This window comes from Pseudomonas sp. LB3P25, from assembly GCF_054897985.1.
In genome coordinates this window covers 4,160,554-4,176,848 of sequence record NZ_CM142711.1, presented here as the reverse complement: position 1 = coordinate 4,176,848, position 16,295 = coordinate 4,160,554, and the positions used below count along the sequence as shown (strand labels likewise).

The 16,295-nt window shown below is 57.0% G+C and carries 16 protein-coding genes and 5 pseudogenes; 7 read left to right on the top strand and 14 right to left on the bottom strand.

Annotated features, from left to right (window positions below):
- Positions 1 to 11: 11 nt before the first annotated feature.
- The 4 genes from thrC (at position 12) to ACYZTW_RS19015 (ending at position 4,494) form a co-directional block, all read left to right on the top strand.
- Entirely contained in the window at positions 12 to 1,391 is a 1,380-nt protein-coding gene (thrC, locus tag ACYZTW_RS19030; RefSeq protein ID WP_462001308.1) for a threonine synthase, read from the top strand.
- 22 nt (positions 1,392 to 1,413) lie between these two features.
- On the top strand, positions 1,414 to 1,851 hold the full coding sequence (locus tag ACYZTW_RS19025) for an Lrp/AsnC family transcriptional regulator (protein ID WP_462001307.1): 438 nt from the start codon (positions 1,414 to 1,416) through the stop codon (positions 1,849 to 1,851).
- Positions 1,852 to 2,027: 176 nt separating this feature from the next.
- Entirely contained in the window at positions 2,028 to 3,071 is a 1,044-nt protein-coding gene (locus tag ACYZTW_RS19020; protein ID WP_462001306.1) for a homoserine dehydrogenase, read from the top strand.
- 10 nt (positions 3,072 to 3,081) lie between these two features.
- Positions 3,082 to 4,494 (top strand): aldehyde dehydrogenase family protein, encoded by a 1,413-nt coding sequence (locus tag ACYZTW_RS19015; protein WP_462001305.1) that lies wholly within the window; start codon positions 3,082 to 3,084, stop codon positions 4,492 to 4,494.
- Positions 4,495 to 4,602: 108 nt separating this feature from the next.
- Here ACYZTW_RS19015 and ACYZTW_RS19010 read toward each other — a convergent pair.
- The 8 genes and pseudogenes from ACYZTW_RS19010 to ACYZTW_RS18975 all read right to left on the bottom strand — a co-directional run.
- Positions 4,603 to 4,899, bottom strand: a pseudogene (locus tag ACYZTW_RS19010) (HpcH/HpaI aldolase/citrate lyase family protein); the annotation flags it as partial.
- A complete protein-coding gene (locus ACYZTW_RS19005) occupies positions 4,899 to 5,255 on the bottom strand; it encodes a type II toxin-antitoxin system RelE/ParE family toxin (RefSeq protein ID WP_462001304.1) in 357 nt (118 codons plus the stop codon). The pseudogene ACYZTW_RS19010 and the gene ACYZTW_RS19005, both read right to left, overlap by 1 nt.
- Positions 5,256 to 5,257: 2 nt before the next feature.
- Positions 5,258 to 5,548 (bottom strand): type II toxin-antitoxin system ParD family antitoxin, encoded by a 291-nt coding sequence (locus tag ACYZTW_RS19000; RefSeq protein WP_462001303.1) that lies wholly within the window; start codon positions 5,546 to 5,548, stop codon positions 5,258 to 5,260.
- Positions 5,549 to 5,755: 207 nt separating this feature from the next.
- Positions 5,756 to 5,974 (bottom strand): hypothetical protein, encoded by a 219-nt coding sequence (locus tag ACYZTW_RS18995; RefSeq protein ID WP_462001302.1) that lies wholly within the window; start codon positions 5,972 to 5,974, stop codon positions 5,756 to 5,758.
- A gap of 318 nt (positions 5,975 to 6,292) precedes the next feature.
- A pseudogene (locus tag ACYZTW_RS18990) lies at positions 6,293 to 6,484 on the bottom strand (chemotaxis protein); the annotation flags it as partial.
- Positions 6,456 to 7,580 (bottom strand): annotated as a pseudogene (locus tag ACYZTW_RS18985) (IS30 family transposase). The pseudogenes ACYZTW_RS18985 and ACYZTW_RS18990, both read right to left, overlap by 29 nt.
- Positions 7,581 to 7,741: 161 nt before the next feature.
- A pseudogene (locus ACYZTW_RS18980) lies at positions 7,742 to 8,480 on the bottom strand (SDR family NAD(P)-dependent oxidoreductase).
- A gap of 48 nt (positions 8,481 to 8,528) precedes the next feature.
- The gene (locus ACYZTW_RS18975; protein ID WP_462001301.1) at positions 8,529 to 8,708 is read right to left on the bottom strand and encodes an SDR family oxidoreductase; all 180 of its coding nucleotides are present in this window, start codon (positions 8,706 to 8,708) and stop codon (positions 8,529 to 8,531) included.
- A 9-nt stretch (positions 8,709 to 8,717) separates the two neighbouring features.
- Here ACYZTW_RS18975 and ACYZTW_RS18970 point away from each other — a divergent pair, with 9 nt between their 5' ends.
- On the top strand, positions 8,718 to 8,948 hold the full coding sequence (locus ACYZTW_RS18970) for a YciI family protein (RefSeq protein ID WP_462001300.1): 231 nt from the start codon (positions 8,718 to 8,720) through the stop codon (positions 8,946 to 8,948).
- Between the two features lie 174 nt (positions 8,949 to 9,122).
- On the opposite strand, the gene ACYZTW_RS18965 is transcribed toward ACYZTW_RS18970, so the two are convergent.
- Entirely contained in the window at positions 9,123 to 9,857 is a 735-nt protein-coding gene (locus ACYZTW_RS18965) for an NAD-dependent epimerase/dehydratase family protein (RefSeq protein WP_462005794.1), read from the bottom strand.
- A 156-nt stretch (positions 9,858 to 10,013) separates the two neighbouring features.
- Here ACYZTW_RS18965 and ACYZTW_RS18960 point away from each other — a divergent pair, with 156 nt between their 5' ends.
- Both ACYZTW_RS18960 and ACYZTW_RS18955 read left to right on the top strand, forming a co-directional pair.
- A complete protein-coding gene (locus ACYZTW_RS18960; RefSeq protein ID WP_462001299.1) occupies positions 10,014 to 10,229 on the top strand; it encodes a hypothetical protein in 216 nt (71 codons plus the stop codon).
- A pseudogene (locus ACYZTW_RS18955) lies at positions 10,230 to 10,390 on the top strand (LysE family translocator); the annotation flags it as partial.
- Between the two features lie 195 nt (positions 10,391 to 10,585).
- Here ACYZTW_RS18955 and ACYZTW_RS18950 read toward each other — a convergent pair.
- The 5 genes from ACYZTW_RS18950 to ACYZTW_RS18930 all read right to left on the bottom strand — a co-directional run bounded on the left by ACYZTW_RS18950 (position 10,586) and on the right by ACYZTW_RS18930 (position 15,899).
- Positions 10,586 to 10,984, bottom strand: coding sequence for a helicase (locus ACYZTW_RS18950; RefSeq protein WP_462001298.1), 399 nt, complete (start codon positions 10,982 to 10,984; stop codon positions 10,586 to 10,588).
- On the bottom strand, positions 10,971 to 11,852 hold the full coding sequence (locus tag ACYZTW_RS18945; protein ID WP_462001297.1) for an alpha/beta fold hydrolase: 882 nt from the start codon (positions 11,850 to 11,852) through the stop codon (positions 10,971 to 10,973). Before ACYZTW_RS18945 ends, ACYZTW_RS18950 begins: the two co-directional genes overlap by 14 nt.
- 53 nt (positions 11,853 to 11,905) lie before the next feature.
- Positions 11,906 to 13,171, bottom strand: coding sequence for an NADH:flavin oxidoreductase/NADH oxidase family protein (locus ACYZTW_RS18940; RefSeq protein ID WP_462001296.1), 1,266 nt, complete (start codon positions 13,169 to 13,171; stop codon positions 11,906 to 11,908).
- Between the two features lie 24 nt (positions 13,172 to 13,195).
- A complete protein-coding gene (locus ACYZTW_RS18935; RefSeq protein WP_462001295.1) occupies positions 13,196 to 14,848 on the bottom strand; it encodes a GMC oxidoreductase in 1,653 nt (550 codons plus the stop codon).
- A 391-nt stretch (positions 14,849 to 15,239) separates the two neighbouring features.
- Positions 15,240 to 15,899, bottom strand: coding sequence for a winged helix-turn-helix transcriptional regulator (locus tag ACYZTW_RS18930; protein WP_415769356.1), 660 nt, complete (start codon positions 15,897 to 15,899; stop codon positions 15,240 to 15,242).
- Positions 15,900 to 16,295: the final 396 nt, after the last annotated feature.

The window sequence follows — 16,295 nt, the reverse complement described above, 5'->3', positions numbered from 1 at the left end:
CGGAGCCAACCATGCGCTATGTGAGTACCCGAAATTCGGCCGTGCAGGTCAATTTCGAAAAGGTCGTGTTGTCTGGAATTGCCGAGGACGGTGGGTTGTTCGTGCCGCTCGAACTGCCGCTGTTCGAACCACAGGACATTGCCAACTGGTCGACCTTGTCCTACGACGAATTGGCCTATCGGGTGATCAGTCCGTTTGTTGGCGAGACGATCTCCGAGGCAGACCTCAAATGCATGCTCAAGGAGGCTGGCAGCCAATTCAGCCATCGGTCCCTGGCACCTTTGCATCAGGTGGATCGCAACGAATGGGTGTTGGAGCTGTTCCATGGACCGACCCGCTCCTCGAAGGATTTTGCCGCCCAGTTGCAGGCACGGCTGGTGCAATACTTTCTGCGCAAACGCGGGCGTCACGCGGTGGTACTCGGTGCCACCAACGGCGATACCGGGCTGGCGGCCATCGAGGCATTCAAGCACTGCGACGAAACGGACGTGGTGGTGTTTTACCCGGAGGCAGGTGTACCGCAAGACCAACTCCAGCATCTGCAAGCGGTGGCGCATCCCAAGGTTCATCAGTTCGCAGTGAATGGCAGCTTCGACGAGTGCCAGGCCATCGTCACCCGGCTTTTCCTTCAGTGGCCGTACACGCAGCACGAGGCGATCAGTTTCAACTCCAGCAACTGGGTCAGTGTGTTGGCGCAACTGGTGTTTTATTTCCACGCCGTGCTGCAACTGGGGGGCGGTCAGCGTCCGATTGGTTTCAGCGTGCCAGCCGCGAGTTTTGCCGAGGTCTATGCCGGTTACATCGCGCAGAAAATGGGCTTGCCGATCACTCAGATAATCGTTGCGACCAACCAGAATGACGCGTTGCATCAGTTGTTTCTGAAGAACCACTACTCCAGGTTGCGAGCCAACAAGACCTTGTCGCCGGCCATGGACCTGTCGATCTTTTCTAACCTGGAACGTTTTCTCTGGGAGCTCTACGGGCATGACGATCAGGCCGTGAGCGCGCTGATGGCAGCGTTCGAATCCAGCGGCGAGATGACCATCGCCAACGAGTTCTGGTTGCAGGCACGGATGATCATCGACTCCTACGCGGTCAGTGATGAGGAGACACTGAAGGAAATCACCTCGCTGTATCGCGACACCGGTTACGTCATCGACCCGCATACCGCCACCGGCGTCCTCGCGGCCAGGTTGTACCGTCGAAGCCTGGTGGCGCCGATGGTTACCCTGGGGGAAATCTCGCCGGTCAAATCGGCGGTGCTGCTCGGCGAGCTGGGGATCAGCACGCCGGCGCAACACAGCCCGGTCGGGATGCAAGTGCCGGCGCAGCTTTACCGGATTCAACCGGACGACCTCGACACCATCCATCAGCTGCTCGGCGCGCTGTGACGGCGCGGCAACAGGAGGCCAAGTGAAGCGAATTCTGGACCCTCTCGATGAACACATCATCGCCGAACTGCGGCTCAATGCCCGGGCTGCCCACGCCGAGCTGGCGGCGAAGGTCAACCTGTCGCGCAATGCCGTGCGCCAGCGCATTGAACGGCTTGAGCGCGACGGGGCGATACAGGGTTATACGGTACGCACAGGGGAGGGGCGACAAGCTTCTTCGAACATCAATGCGGTGATTTTCGTCTACCGCTACGACCGCATGCGCGGCGCGGAAGTGCTGCAGGCCCTGCGGGCAATACCGGAAGTCATTCAGTGCGATGTGATGAGTGGCGAGTTCGATCTGATGCTGCGGGTCGGCGCTGCCAGTCCGGAGCGGGTGCATAAGGTCTGGAGTGAAATCTCCGCGTTGCCCGGGGTGGAAAACACCGTGACCTCATTCGTGCTGTCGTCTGTCGTCTAACCCCTTTATCGTTGTGAAAAAAGCCAACCTGTGTTGGCTTTTTTTATGCCTGGCGTTTTGCCTGGGTGCTGGTCAAAACGCCCACAAAATAGAGCAAATTGGCCTATTTCACTGCCCTGGTCCTGCCCCTAACCTAGAGCCCAACAACCCATCACCCGGATCAAGGGCATAAAAAAATGACTGAATACAAACTGGCGCTGGTTGGCTTCGGCGGTGTGAACCGGGCATTGGCTCAGCTGATTGCCGAACGTAACGAAAACTGGAAAACCGAACTGGGTTTCACCCTGAAAATCGTTGGCGTGACCGACCTGTTTCTCGGTTCGGTGATTGGCCGCGAAGGGCTGGATGCTGCGTTGCTGGCCAAGCTGCCGGCAGTCAAAGGTGCAATGGCGCAGCTTCCGGGTGGCGAAGCAGATGCCCTGAACGAAGCGGTGATCAAGGATTGCGGCGCAGACATCATTGTCGAAGCCACCTTCACCAATCCGGTGGACGGCGAGCCGGCCACCTCGTTCTGCCGTTGGGCGCTGGAACGCGGCAAACATGTAGTCACCACTAACAAAGGACCCATTGCCTTGCACGGCGCCGAGCTGAAAGCACTGGCCCGACGCAATAACGTCGCCTTTGAATACGAAGGTTCGGTGATGAGTGGCACGCCGGTTATTCGCGTAGCCAAGCAGTCACTGGCAGGCAGTTCGATTGTCGGTTTCGAGGGGATTCTCAACGGCACGTCCAACTTCGTTCTTACCTGTATGGAAGGTGGATTGGGGTTTGCCGAAGCGGTCAGTAAAGCTCAGGAACTGGGGTACGCCGAAGCCGATCCGACGGCGGATGTCGAGGGGCATGACGTGCGCCTCAAGGTGGTGATCCTGGCCAACGAACTGCTGGACGCCAAGCTGAAGGTCAGCGATGTCACTTGCAGCGGTATTTCCTCACTCGATCTTGGCGACATTGAAAAAGCCCGGCAGGACGGGGCTCGCTGGAAGCTTATTGGCGCGGCCACGCGGCATGCCGATGGTTCGATCAGCGCGAGTGTCGAACCGCGTCTGTTGAAACACGATCATCCGCTGGCCGGTATTTCCGGCGCCACCAATGCCGTGTCGTTTAGCACCGATCTGCTTGGCGCAGTGACGGTTTCGGGGCCGGGGGCAGGGCGCACGGAAACAGCGTTTGCGCTGCTGTCGGACATCATCAGCATCCATCAGTCTGTTGCGAGCAACTAGGAGAAAGCCTGTGAACGTATCGCGTCTGGCCCTGGCTGTTGTGGAGCCACAAATCGAAGTCTTTAACCCCTTTGACGGTACCGTCATCGGGACCGTCGCGGATGTCTGTGCGTCGCAAGTGCCGCAGTTGCTGGAGACCGGGCGCAGCGGTGCGCGAGCTTGCGCCGGGTTACCGCGTCATCGTCGGGCACACATTCTCGAACAGGCTGCATTGAACATCGAGCGTGATGCCCAAGCGTTTGCCCGGCTGATCGTCGACGAAGCCGGCAAGACCTTCAAGCAGGCCGAAAAAGAAGTCAAACGCTGCGTCAACACCCTCAAGCTTTCTGCCGAGGAGGCCAAGCGTAATGCCGGAGAAGTGGTGCCTTTCGACGCCTATGAGGGCTCCGAGTCGCGCCAAGGCTGGTTCTCCCGCGAACCCCTGGGCCTGATCGTCGCGATTACCCCGTACAACGATCCGTTGAATCTGGTGGCGCACAAGCTCGGTCCCGCCATTGCCGGCGGCAACGCGGTGATTCTCAAACCGTCTGAGCTTGCGCCGTTGTCGGCCATCAAATTGGTGTCGTATCTGGTCATGGCTGGGTTGCCCGAATCGGTGGTCACGGTCGCCACCGGGGGGGCGGAACTGGGCAAGGCCTTAGTCGCCTCACGTGAGGTGCGGATGATTTCCTTTACTGGCGGCTTCGTCACCGGGGAGCATATTGCACGCACGGCCGGCCTGAAGAAACTCGCCATGGACTTGGGCGGCAATGCGCCGGTGATCGTCATGGGCGACTGCGACCTTGAAGCCGCCGTCGAGAGTTGCTTGTCAGGGGCCTTCTGGGCAGCGGGGCAGAACTGCATAGGCACTCAGCGTTTGCTGATTCAGGCGTCGATTTATGAAGCGTTCCGTGAGCGTTTTGTCAGCCAGGCCAAGGCGCTTGTGAACGGCGACCCTATGCGTGCCGACACTGATATCGGCCCGATGATTACCCCGCAAGCCGCGCAGAATGCCGAGCAAGTGGTGAACGACGCGTTGCAAGAGGGCGCCACATTGCTCTGCGGCCATCGGCGCCAAGGCTCGTGCTACGCCGCTACGGTCTTGGAAAACGTCGATCATTGCAGTCGGCTGTGGCGGACCGAAGTCTTCGCGCCGGTGGTGGTTTTGCAGCTTTTCGAAACCTTCGATGAGGCCATCGCATTGGCCAACGAGCCCGAATACAGCCTGCATGCGGGGATCTTCACCAATGATCTGGCAACGGCCATGAGCGCCGCACGAAGAATCGAAGCCGGTGGTGTGATGATCAACGACTCCTCCGACTACCGCTTCGATGCGATGCCGTTTGGCGGCTCCAAGTACGGAAGCCTGGGCCGGGAAGGGGTGCGCTTCGCCTATGAGGAGATGACCCAACCCAAGGTGGTGTGCCTGAACACGCTGGGTTAATCGATTCGAGGAACATCTAATCAGGTCGTTTTGCATTGGGAAGGTCTGGTCACCCGCCCAATGCATTTTTTTTCTGGCGATAGCTGCATTTATTGCCACGAGAACTGGCTAGTTCGCGCGCGACAAAATGGCTTGTGCACGACCAATGACCGGCGCATCGACCATTTGCCCATCCATTACGAATACACCTTCCCCCGAGCTTGCGGCATCCATGATGCGGTGCGCCCAGTGCAATTCTTCAGGGCTGGGTTTTAGCGCTTGATGGATGATTGCGACCTGGTTCGGATGGATGCACAACGCGCCACCAAAACCCATGTCGCGGGCAAATTGAACGGCATCGTGCAGGCCGGCGGTGTCCTCGATTGAGGGGAAAACACCGTCCAGCGCCGGAGCCAGGCCGGTGATCAGTCATTGGGCAAGTGCAACTGCACTTCCATGGCGTCATGAAGGAGTCTGACGACCTCGATCACGTCGTCGTTTGCCACACGATAGAACACGATATGGCGCGGGCTTTTGACCGTCCCATGGGGGTGTTTGGCCTGCTGGCGTGAATAGATGAGGTGATAGCTGCGAAGGCCCGGTGCAAGCTCATCGCGGTCGTGACTGCCAACCCGATAAGGCGCGCCGGCAATAGCTTGCAGCGCCGCAAGGATCAGCGCCAGGTAGCGCTGGCGTGCTTGATCGCCGAACTGTGTCTGGGAGAGCCTGAGGATGTCGACAATGTCGGCGCGCGCCGCGTTGGAAATCCGATACTGCGGCATGCTCAGTGTTTCTCTCTCGCGGGGATGGTTGCCTCCAGACTCAACCCCTCGAGGTAGTGCTCCAGATCCCCTTCGTTCAACTGAGTGAAGCGCCCGTGCTCAAGATTCATGATGCCGATCGAGGTCGCCTGACGCAGGGCCTCAATTTTGGCGGTGTCTTCGGCGACGCGCTGTTCCAATAGACGCAAACCTTCTCGCATCACTTCGCTGGCATTCTGATAACGGCCGGACTGGACCAGGTCTTGGATAACCTGTTCCTGGTGAGGGGTGAGCACAACGTTTCGCGTCGCCATAATTAGCTTCAGCTCTGGGCAAATAGGTTCTTTCGACCATTGGCATATTATGCCATTTTGCCTGCGAACACATAGTTTGGGATTTGTATCTGACGAACTGTGTAGTACGGGTCATCCTTCGCGCCGAACAGCGCGTGTTGGCTCCGGACTGCATGTGCACAGAGTCCAAAAAAGGGTGTTGCAGGCGGGACGTCGGGGACAGCTTGATTAGTGTGGGCCTTGGGCCCTCAGCTTGGCCAAGCCCTGCTTGATGTGTCCGGCGTTCTCACCGATCGTGTGAAGCGCGCCGCGGACGTTGTCGCCAGTCTCGGCATGGCCTTGGCTCTTAACCAATAAGGTCAGCTCCATCAGCGCAGACTCCAGGGCGATTTGGTTGTGATGCAGGCGTTCAAGAACATCGGGGAGAGAGTGTTCGGGGGAAGGCATAGCTTCGACTCCATTCGAGAGAGTGGGGAGCTTGGCCGCGGGAATGGCTGACAACAAAAAGCCCGCGTATTGCGGGCTCTCTGTATGGGGTCAAATCCTTTTGTCCGTTCAATCTGCGCTCCGTTCTGTGAGCACTTCGTGAAAAGCATGTCGCTGGAACGAAAAAACCTGGCACTTAGGCGGACTCTCTGTCGATGGGGCCAAATCCTTTTGGCTGACCGCATTGTGCTTGGTGGGTGTGACAAAGGCATGACAGGGCGGATACGAAAGCGCGGGCAAAGCCCGCGTAAGGCGGGCCTCTCGATGAGGATTGATCGGTTATCGGTTAAACCGCTCAACCAATGAGTATTGCGTGGACGCGGTCTTGGTCAGTTCCTTATTCAGATCTGCCGATTGGTGCGCCTGTTCCGAGGTTTGATCGGCCAAGTGGGCGATCGTGGTGATGTTTCGGCTGATTTCCTCAGCGACGGCAGTTTGCTCTTCAGTGGCCGCGGCAATCTGGGTGGTCATGCGTTTCGTAGTTTAGTGTTTTCCGAGGGCAGCTATTTAGCTGCCTTGCCACTTCATTGAGCGTGGCTTGCGAGTGATCCGCAAGGTCGGTTCCTTTCGGGAAGTACTGCCTTAACAACTGGTTGATGTTCTCATTCGTTCCCCGTTGCCAAGGACGATGAGGATCGCAGAAGTAGACCTTTATGTCGGTAGCCACCGTAAAACGCTTATGGTCAGCCATCTCTTTGCCGCGATCCCACGTCAGCGATTTGTAGAGTTCCGGGGGTAACTCGCGGGCGTTTTCGATCAGGGCGCTAAGACCGTCTCGGTATACTTACCGACCACCTTCACCAGCTTTACGTAGCGGGTATGACGCTCAACAAGAGTTGCAATTTAGCTGTTCCTGCTACCGCACAACAGGTCACCTTCCCAGCGACCTGGCACCGCCCGATCTTTAACCGTGGCCGGGCGTTCGCGGATCGATACCGCGTCTGTGATTCGACCGTGATTTTCTTTCTTCTGGGTGTGATGGCGCGAGCGACGCAGGGCTCGCGTACGCCGTAAATGCTCAAGCAACTCCTTCTTCAGAGCCCCGCGAGCCTGTATGAAGAGGGTGCGATAGATCGTCTCGTGTGTCACCTGATAGCTCGTATCGTCCGGGTAGGTTCGCTTCAGCCAGCCGGCAATTTGTTCCGGTGACCACTGCAATTGAAGCTTGTCTGCAACAATTTGCGCCACCGCTCGGTTCTCAACAAGCTTGCAGACCTTAGGTCGATGTGCGCGATCCCAGGCAGCCTGATCAGCTTGATTAGCCCGGTAGCATCCTCACGGCTAATGGTAGAGGCTGCTCGCCCTAGCAGCGCGGCTATGGAACGGATCGAGTTACCTGCCACCACTGAACGCGAAATCTCTTCGTGTTCAGCCAACGTCAGCGCCAATCTGGACCTGCGGCGCACAGCGGGTCTGATCCCCCTGTTTCCGCCAAGATGCGCTGTATCGATGAGTGGTTTCGTTCAAATAGTTGGGCGATCTGCTGGAGAGAGTCGCCTTTTTGCCAGCGATCCCACATCAATTTTTTCTGGCTTTCGGTGTAATAGATCCGAGGTCTCTGCTTCATCTGCAACACTCCTTCTGCTTACACAGAATTTAGTTGTGTTGCGTCGACCAGTTGAATCCACAGCCGAAAGCTGCCGCTCACGAAGCGGCGCTTTCAGCATCTTTCACTCTTCAGGTGAACACTTTTCGACATAGGGGAAACGAAGAATGGCTCTACGGATTTTATAGTTGGGCAAATCCTCCATCCACGAACATTTCTGATCCCGTAATGAAACTGCTGTCGTCTGACAGGAGAAAAAGCGCCGCCTTCGCGATTTCTTCAGATCGGGCAAGTCGACCTAGTGGAATTGTCGATGCCATCCGGTTCTTGATCTGAGCGATCTGCTCGGCGGGTACTCCCGGCGAATTGAATGCGGCAGTATCAGTAGGACCGGGACTGATCGCGTTGACACGAATGGCGCGAGACTTGAGGTCATTTGCCCACGACCGTGCAAATGATCGAATCGCAGCCTTGGACGCACCGTAGATGCTTCTGGCCGGGTTGCCTTTTGACGCAGCAACGGATGCCATTAGCAGGACCGAAGCGCCATCCGACAACAGCGGTAAGGCGCCCTGAACGGTAAACAAGGTGCCGCGCACGTTCACATCAAAGATACGGTTGTATTGCTCGATCTCTATTGCTCCCGGCTTGAACAGCCGCATTGGCAAACACCATGTCCAGACGGCCTTTCTCTTCGGTGATGACCCGAAACAACCGATCAAGGTCTTCAAGGCTACCGATGTCACCCTGAATACCCGTCACATTCCGATCAATCAAGCGGACTGCTTCATCCAGGTTGGCTTTGCGACGACCCGTAATGAAAACGTACGCGCCTTCTTCCACCAGCAAGCGTGCTGTCGCCAAACCAATCCCTGAACTGGCACCGGTGACGAGTGCAATTTTTCCTTCGAGTTTTTTCATGCTGCATTCCCCAATAATTTCAGCCGAGTCATCGGCGTGCGGCGGCGACTAGATGTTGTAGCCGCCGTCGGCATCGATGATGGTGCCGGTGATGTAGGACGCGGCAGGGCTGGCAAGGAACAGAATCGGTGCGACGACTTCTTCCAGTCGGCCGAACCTCGGAAAGCACAAGCGCTCGACCAAGGGTGCCAGAGCGTCCCGTAGATGTGCATTAAGGTCGGTTTTCATGAAGCCGGCGTGTACGACATTGACAGTGATGTTGCGCAGGAGAAAGGCCTAACCGTACTCAGCGGCCCGTTCATGGAAAAGGCCGGAGGCCTCAATGGCGTGCTGGCTGACGGCGGCATGACGATCTTCAAAGCCGCCGACCTCGAAGAAGCCATCAAGATCGGCACTGACGATCCAACGGTTAAGTCAGGCCTGCTGAATGTCGAAGTGAAGATGATGTGGGTCCCGTTCCATACCTGACCGGTCTTCTACGTCGATGACGTCGTGTGTCCGCACGCGAATGTCTGAAATCGGATCTCAGCGATGGCTATCGCTGAGATCTTGATTTCTGAACGCTGAAGAACACTTACCTGATGAACTGGATAGCACCCCAGAATTGCGGATGCATTCCAATAGATATTTCAGATAGCTACATCAGAGGCCTTGTTCAACAGCCTGTTCAAGCGACGGCCCGCTTGGCTGCCAATTCAAAAGTTTGCGTGCGTTGGTGGCACGTAAACGTGCGTTTGTCGCCAGCGCAACCCGAGCGAAACCACCGAATTCAGACATCGCATCGTTGATGTCCCAACTCAAGGTTTTACCTTCAAACCCCAAAGGCATGCTCACTGCGCGAGCGATGGATTCGAAGGTGCTTTCATCATTTTCCGCAAAGAAAAATGAACTGGATGGCGCGCGTTCCAAGGCTGACAGGTAGAGATCCACCAGGTCGTTGATGTTGACGTTGGACCAGATCGTTTTGCCGCTGCCGATGTAAACCCCGGCACCTAGCTCTTTGGATTTCGCGACGATCTTGGGCAGTTGATCGCTCTCGACTTTCATGCCCAGGCCTTTGCCGTAAACCGTCGACGGACTGATAACAAATGCGCGCAGACCTTGGGTCACGCCAGCAGTCCTGACCGTCCGATCAATTTCAATCCGGGGAACGCAGTGCAGCATGGGCGTGAAAGGCTGATCATCCGCGTAAATGGCCAGGCTGGGTTCACCTCCCATGGCGTCGTCGCAGACAATGCTGGATCCGCTGGTTTGGATCAGGGTTTTTCCAGTGCCTGCCAGCGCAGTGACCAACGCTCGATGGCCCCCGGCATAAGCTTTCTCGGGAGTTTTTTGGTTTGCTGGATGCTCTGGAGCGAGCCGCTTAGCTTCATCAATGACGGGTTGCTACAAGCGTAATCGACCCCTCAGGTTGTCCCTCCAGCTAGCTTCAAATGAGCCGGAGCCGGTGACACAAGCCAGTTCGTGCAGCTGCAATACTGACGAAACATTCTGGCCATATGATTCGCGTCACTGAAATCCAGGGAGTTGGAGATGAATCGACCATCAAGAAGCATGCGCAAACTGCTCGACTCCGTCGCCACTAACAATGAGGTAGCGGCGCTCGATATGATGCGCGCAGTAGAGCAGCTCCAAGACGAAGTGCTACGCCAACGGTTGCTCAACATGATTCACCGACTCAACCAGGACGCTATTGACTTACGAGCGGCGCGTGACGATATCCAGGGCGGAGCCATAAAGCTCGCGTGATCGGTCTCGGTGACGTCTCTTAGTCTGTATGCCGCACTGGTCTCTTGGCCAAGGGCGTGTAGACCCGTCCCGAGCTATCCCGGTGGGTCAGCCGGGTAGTTGGGTCGACGTTCATCTGCTTCGGAGCAGCCATCCTGACCATGCGTCGACAGACTGCATAAGAAGAGGGCGGCTAGGCAAACGGGTATGTTTATGACTAACAGCAACGATAAGGGTGGTGAGCTGCTCGACCAGGAACGCCGACGCCGCTGGAGCGCCGACCAGAAGCTGGCCATGGTTCGCGAAAGTCAGATCTGACAGGCACCCTAAAAAAGCGGGTGACTGTCAGATCAAGTAGGGCTCACTGCATCAAATTCCTAGCGCGTCGAAGGGTAAAATGCTGATGTTTTTTTACCGGGCTGCAAGTATTCAGTTAATCCCTGGAACCACATCACTTCAACAAAGTCACCGCGGATAACCAAGTCCTCTTTACGCAATCCTGTCAGAAATGCATCTTTACTATCTTTGGCAGACAGAATGGCGAAACCCTTTGCTGTATCTCTAAACGACAGGGTGAATTTTGGCTTTTCAGTCAAACCGGCAGAGGATTTTATCTTGCCGTTTTTAAGGGTGAAGTAGCGACCCACTCCGTCATGCGTTTGGATTTGAAAGACCAACTCCTTGCCTTTAACGTATGTTGCACAGTCAGGACTTTTTTTGATTGTTCTCTGTAATAGCTTGGTCAAAACCCATAACAAAAATTTAAACTTCAGCATGGTGAGCTTGCTCCGCAAGAGGTGACTCGTTGAGGAATTGAATGGCGTGTTTGAGAAAACGCTCAGGGCATTGGAATTGAGCACCATGACCGGCATCCGGGTACAGGAACAGTTGGGCGTTCGGGATGTTCTGAGCCATGTACCAGGAATTGACCGTTGGAACCATAACGTCATTCATACCGTTCAGAATGAACGTCGGCTGTTTGATCTCGCGCAGATGATTGAAAGGATCGTTCGGGTCCAGCTTTGGCAAATAGTACATATTCGCTTCGATCTGGGCCTGTATCACTTCAGGAGCGCTGGGTGGGTCCTGGTCGACACGCTGATGACGGCGCTCCCAGAAATCACGTCCGGCCTGTTGCGCCGCCGCGGATCGACCGAAGAACAGAAACAGAAAGTCTTCGAGGGTCGGAACGGGGCGCGGTGCAGCTTCCAGCACTCCAGGGTCTGAATCCGGATTACCGCCACGAGGTCCGGTGCCGAGCAGCATGAGCTTGCGGACGAGGTCGGGATGGCGTCGTGTCAGGTCCTGGGCCTGAAAACCACCCAGTGAGAAGCCTAGAACATCCACCTTGGACAGGCCTAACGTGCGGATCACCGCAGCCGCGTCATCGGCCATATGTTCGATCCGGTTACGCGGTTTGCCGGAAGAAGAGGCAATCCCTCGACCGTTGTAGAGGATGACCTCGCGCCCTGCAGCCAGGCCATCCGTCATAAGTGGGTCCCAATGATCCATACCGCCGCGAAAATGTTGAAGGAAGAACAGAGGGGGCTGGCCTGTCGTATTGTTGCCCCAGCGGCGATAGGCAAATTGATCACCATCAACTTCCACGAAGCGGGTAGGGGCGGTGAAATGGGTGTCGGTCATGTTGAAGTCTTCCAGGTGGTTATTGTGGCAATCGATGCGAGCGAGCCTCGGGCTCAGGCCCGTGCGCGCATGCGTCGCGTACGGAACGTGCCCCAGCCGCTTTTCATCACTGATTTCGAAAGTGCCCACAGCCCACTTTCGTTGGGACGCGGATCACCGCCATTGGCGATTCGTTTGAGCTGCAGCGTGTACCAGAAGATTTCCATGACGCCCATCTGATCGATTTGCTTGATGCCTGTGGTGATCGGCCGTACACGTTGCGAACTGTCCTGACCTTGCAGCAGGGCCGCCGGTGCCTCGGGATCAATGGCCAATAACCGCGCGAGGCCAATGACATCGAGCGCTCCGGAACGCAGCGCAGCGTTCATGGCGGCGGCACTGCGAAAACCGCCAGTGACCATCAAAGGCACCTTGATCGAGGCGCGCACCTTTTCAGCAAACTCAAGAAAGTAAGCCTCGCGCGCTACGGTGGATGCTTTTTTCATCTCCTGGAGCCCGCCGCTCATGGCTGGAGCCTCATAGGTGCCCCCCGAAATCTCAATCAGGTCGATGCCTGCTTCGGTAAGTGCATGAATCGTCGCCATTGACTCCTCTTCGGTGAAACCTCCGCGCTGGAAATCTGCTGAGTTGAGCTTGATGCCGACGGGAAATTCGGCGCCGACCTGGCGGCGAATCTCGGCGTAAACAGCCAACACGAAACGTCGACGTTTTTCCGGGCTGCCACCCCATTCATCCGTACGCCGATTGTGGTGTGGCGAGAGGAACTGGTTGATCAGATAACCGTGCGCGCCATGGATTTGAACGCCGCTGAAGCCGGCCTCCTTGCAGATGGCTGCGCTGCGTCCAAAGCGCCGTATGATGTCTTCGATCTCGGCCGTGGTGGCTTCGCGTGGAGTCTCGAACAGTGCGGCCATGTCCTCGCGGAACGGGACCGCTGATGGCGCGAGGTTGCTGTCATTCAGGCCTTTGGTCGACTGCTTGCCAGGGTGATTAAGCTGCACCCAGATCGCGGCTCCCTGCTCGGTTGCAGCACCGGCCCACTGGCGCAGCATAGGCATGTCAGTTACATCCTCGATCACCACGTTGCCTGGTTCGCCGAGCGCACGCCGGTCGATCATCACATTTCCGGTGATGAGCAAACCAATGCCCGAGGCGGACCAGCGCCGGTACAACTCGACCAGTTTCAACGTCGGATGATTGTTGTAGGTGCCCAACGTTTCGCTCATGGACGCCTTGGCGAGGCGGTTGCGAAAAACGCTGCCGTTCGGGAGTTGCAAAGGCTGGTTCAGCAGATTTTCTTCAGGCGAGGAGGCGGTCATGGTGAGTTCTCAATAAGGGCTGTTTCATGATTGAAGGGAGTGCAGCGGGATGGAGTCCGATACCCGCCGGGATTGCGTGTTTTTCAATGGGATGTACGACATGGCATGCTCGGTCAGCGCGGTAATCGTCAGGCTTGGATTAACCCCGAGATTGGCGCTGAGCATCGAGCCGTCGCAAACCAGCAAGTTCTGATAGCCGAAGACCCGGTTCTGTACGTCCATCACGCCGCGCTCCGGCGAGTCCGCCATCGCACAGCCGCCCATGCAGTGGGCCGTGGTCGGGATATTGAATAAGATCTCGGACAGAAAGGTGGTCGGTATGCCACCGAGCGCTTTTGCGCCCTTTTCGGCAAACGCGTTCGCCTCTGGAATGAAGGTTGGGATGGGGCCACCCTCGCTGGCGAGCTGTTTTGCGAACGGCCAAAACCAGCGACGCCTGAACCGCATGTCGAGAGACGCGTCCACGGTCTGCATGACCAGCAATAACATGGTCTGACGGGCGAAACCGGCGGGGTTGTGCACGAGCAATGCTTGCAGCGGATGTTTGAGCAGCGTCCACAGCCAGGTCAATATTCGCGTCCACCCCGGGCGCCCGCCGCACAGCAAGGTCATCATGAGGCCAATGGCGTCCGAGCCTTCCGGGTAGCGCACGACTCCGATATGTGTGCGCTCATCGAGATAGATGCTGCCACCCCCCGCCAGTCCCGGCGACATGCTCTTGTCCGCTGCCGGGAAGCGTACGCCGATAAGGGATTCGGCATTGGTGCGCACACGTTTTCCGAGGTCGTCGCTGATGCGCGGCAACGACCCGTTTTGCTTGAGCCGGAACAACAATTCCATCGTGCCCAACGACGACGCGGCGAAGACCACGCCGCGGCAGCGAAAGCTGCGGCGCTGCTTGTCGAACCAGGTGGTCGAGCACTCAGTGAGGACTTCATAGCCGTCACTGCCGTCCTCCTTGCCGTTGAGCGGCCGCACGTCCACCACCCTGGTTTCGGCAAAAACCTGGGCGCCACGTTTTTCTGCGAGATAAAGGTAATTCTTGTCGAGTGTGTTCTTGGCGTTGTGCTTGCAACCCATCATGCAGCCACCGCAACCGGTGCAAGTCCCGCGCTCCGGGCCCTCACCCTCGAAGTAGGGATCCGGGTAGCTCTTGCCGCCTGCTTCACCGTCGGGAGCAAAGAAGGCCCCTACGCGGGGGGCGTGAAACGTATGGCCCACGCCTTGCAAATCCGCCATTTTCTTGAGGCGTAGATCAGCCTCGCCCATGATCTTGCTCTCTGTCACGCCCAGCATCTTCTCCGCCGTGGCGTAGTACTGCGGCATGATTCGTTTCCAGTCCGCCAGGCCGGCCCAGGAACCCTCATTCCATACGCTATCGCGCGGTGTCAGCAAGGCGTTGGCATAGGTGATGGATCCGCCACCGACTGCGTTGCCGCTGACGATCATCACGTGACGGAACAGGCGCATGTTGTAGAAGCCGAACATTTTCAATCCGGGTCGCCACATCCAGCGTCGCGCGTCCCAGTTGGATTTTGGAAAGTCCTCAGCCGTCCAGCGTCGGCCCATCTCCATTACGCCAACGCGATAGCCCTTTTCGGTCAACCGGAAGGCGGACACGCTGCCACCGAATCCGGAGCCGATAACGATGTAGTCGAAATCGAAAGATGGACTCATTGCGTGCGGCTCAGGCGAGCACCGTCTTCAGGTGTGAAAAAACTAGTCATGCTGCGTCTCCTTATTTTTGTAATGGTGCTTCGGACACTAGTTACAGGACAGGCACTACTGAGAGGGTTGTTTGCCGTATGACGAGCACAGGCTCACCACCGGGCAACATCGGATTCGGATAGGTAAAGGAAAAGAGGTACGGCTCGCAGCCAAGACACCAGACCGGGTTGCGCGTGCGCGTCTAACACGGCGGGCTGAGCACGGGTAATGAGGTGGCGGTGGGTACCAGGGCGGAGTTGATTTGCTCCACGGTATACAGGGCTGGAAACGACCCGTTCATTCAGGCCTGCCATCCCCCGACTCGCATGATGCGAGGGAAGGAGGGGGAGGGCTTGCGGTCTTAGGGCTTGTACTCGAGTACTTTGAACACTCGCGTAAACGCTGGACGATCCCCTTGCAGCAGCTTTACGTGCCCTTCGCGAAGCGCACGCGTTGGAGTGATCTGGCGTAGGACCAACGCGATGAAGGTTTCCATGTCGCACTGTATCTTGACGTCGGTGGGCTCTGCGCTCGGCCCAGACCGCGCCAACAGGTTCCCGTCGTTTACTTGAACATGGAAGACCTCTGCTTCCACTTGGAACTCGTACAACTCCTGTAAGCCTGCGCTCGCCGCCGAATCGTTCGAGCCTGTCAGGCAAAGTGCTATGAGCTCCGCACGAGCACTGGCCGGATCGATGCGCTCGTCGATCGGCAGACCCAGTCCCCAGAATCCCAGCGCGAGCACTGGCTTGCGTAGTTGCTCGCCCAAAGCCGTCAGCTCGTAAGCTGGCGTCGCTGGGGGCGTGCGTAGCGTAACTTGTTGGATGACGCCGTTCTGCACCAGCATGGCCAGGCGTTCGGACAGCCGGTTTGTACCCATTGCAGGCAGAATCGCGAGCAGGTCTTTGAATCGCTTCGGACCCAACAGGAACTCGCGAATCAAGAGCAGCGTCCAGCGATCTCCCAGTACGTCCAGCGACCGGGCTATTGGGCAGAGTTGACCGTAGGTTTTGTTTGTCATGTCTCATTGTACATATTCCGCTCAGCCGATACGCGGCGCAATGCGGTAGCCGATAGCCAAGCTGGAAATTCTCCAGCAGTTCAAGGCCAGAAATTTTGCCCTCTGGCAGCGCCGCTAACCGCACCGCCCCCCAATGGAAAGGGGGCAGCGTTTCCGCGCCTTTTGCCGCTGATCTCACAGCCGTTGTCATGTATTGCTCACTGCCTGAGTTGGTTGGGAGGTCCCATTGATCTAACTATACATATTATATAGTTTTAATACTATACGAAAAATATAGTCTGGAGATTGCTGAGGGCGTTGTCCGGGAAGGCGACATCACTGATTGCTCATAGGGCGGCTTTCACCTGCCGAACAAGCCTTCAGTTATGTCTGGTATCTGCGCGATGAGATTGGATG

Coding starts and splice junctions, on each gene's coding strand:
- ACYZTW_RS19000 (WP_462001303.1), bottom strand. CDS start 5,548: ATGGCGACGCGAAACGTTGTGCTCACCCCTCACCAGGAACAGGTTATC.
- ACYZTW_RS18960 (WP_462001299.1), top strand. CDS start 10,014: ATGAATCGACCATCAAGAAGCATGCGCAAACTGCTCGACTCCGTCGCC.
- ACYZTW_RS18995 (WP_462001302.1), bottom strand. CDS start 5,974: ATGCCTTCCCCCGAACACTCTCTCCCCGATGTTCTTGAACGCCTGCAT.
- ACYZTW_RS18950 (WP_462001298.1), bottom strand. CDS start 10,984: ATGCTGAAGTTTAAATTTTTGTTATGGGTTTTGACCAAGCTATTACAG.
- ACYZTW_RS19005 (WP_462001304.1), bottom strand. CDS start 5,255: ATGCCGCAGTATCGGATTTCCAACGCGGCGCGCGCCGACATTGTCGAC.
- ACYZTW_RS18935 (WP_462001295.1), bottom strand. CDS start 14,848: ATGAGTCCATCTTTCGATTTCGACTACATCGTTATCGGCTCCGGATTC.
- ACYZTW_RS18930 (WP_415769356.1), bottom strand. CDS start 15,899: ATGACAAACAAAACCTACGGTCAACTCTGCCCAATAGCCCGGTCGCTG.
- ACYZTW_RS18945 (WP_462001297.1), bottom strand. CDS start 11,852: ATGACCGACACCCATTTCACCGCCCCTACCCGCTTCGTGGAAGTTGAT.
- thrC (WP_462001308.1), top strand. CDS start 12: ATGCGCTATGTGAGTACCCGAAATTCGGCCGTGCAGGTCAATTTCGAA.
- ACYZTW_RS19020 (WP_462001306.1), top strand. CDS start 2,028: ATGACTGAATACAAACTGGCGCTGGTTGGCTTCGGCGGTGTGAACCGG.
- ACYZTW_RS18940 (WP_462001296.1), bottom strand. CDS start 13,171: ATGACCGCCTCCTCGCCTGAAGAAAATCTGCTGAACCAGCCTTTGCAA.
- ACYZTW_RS18975 (WP_462001301.1), bottom strand. CDS start 8,708: ATGAAAACCGACCTTAATGCACATCTACGGGACGCTCTGGCACCCTTG.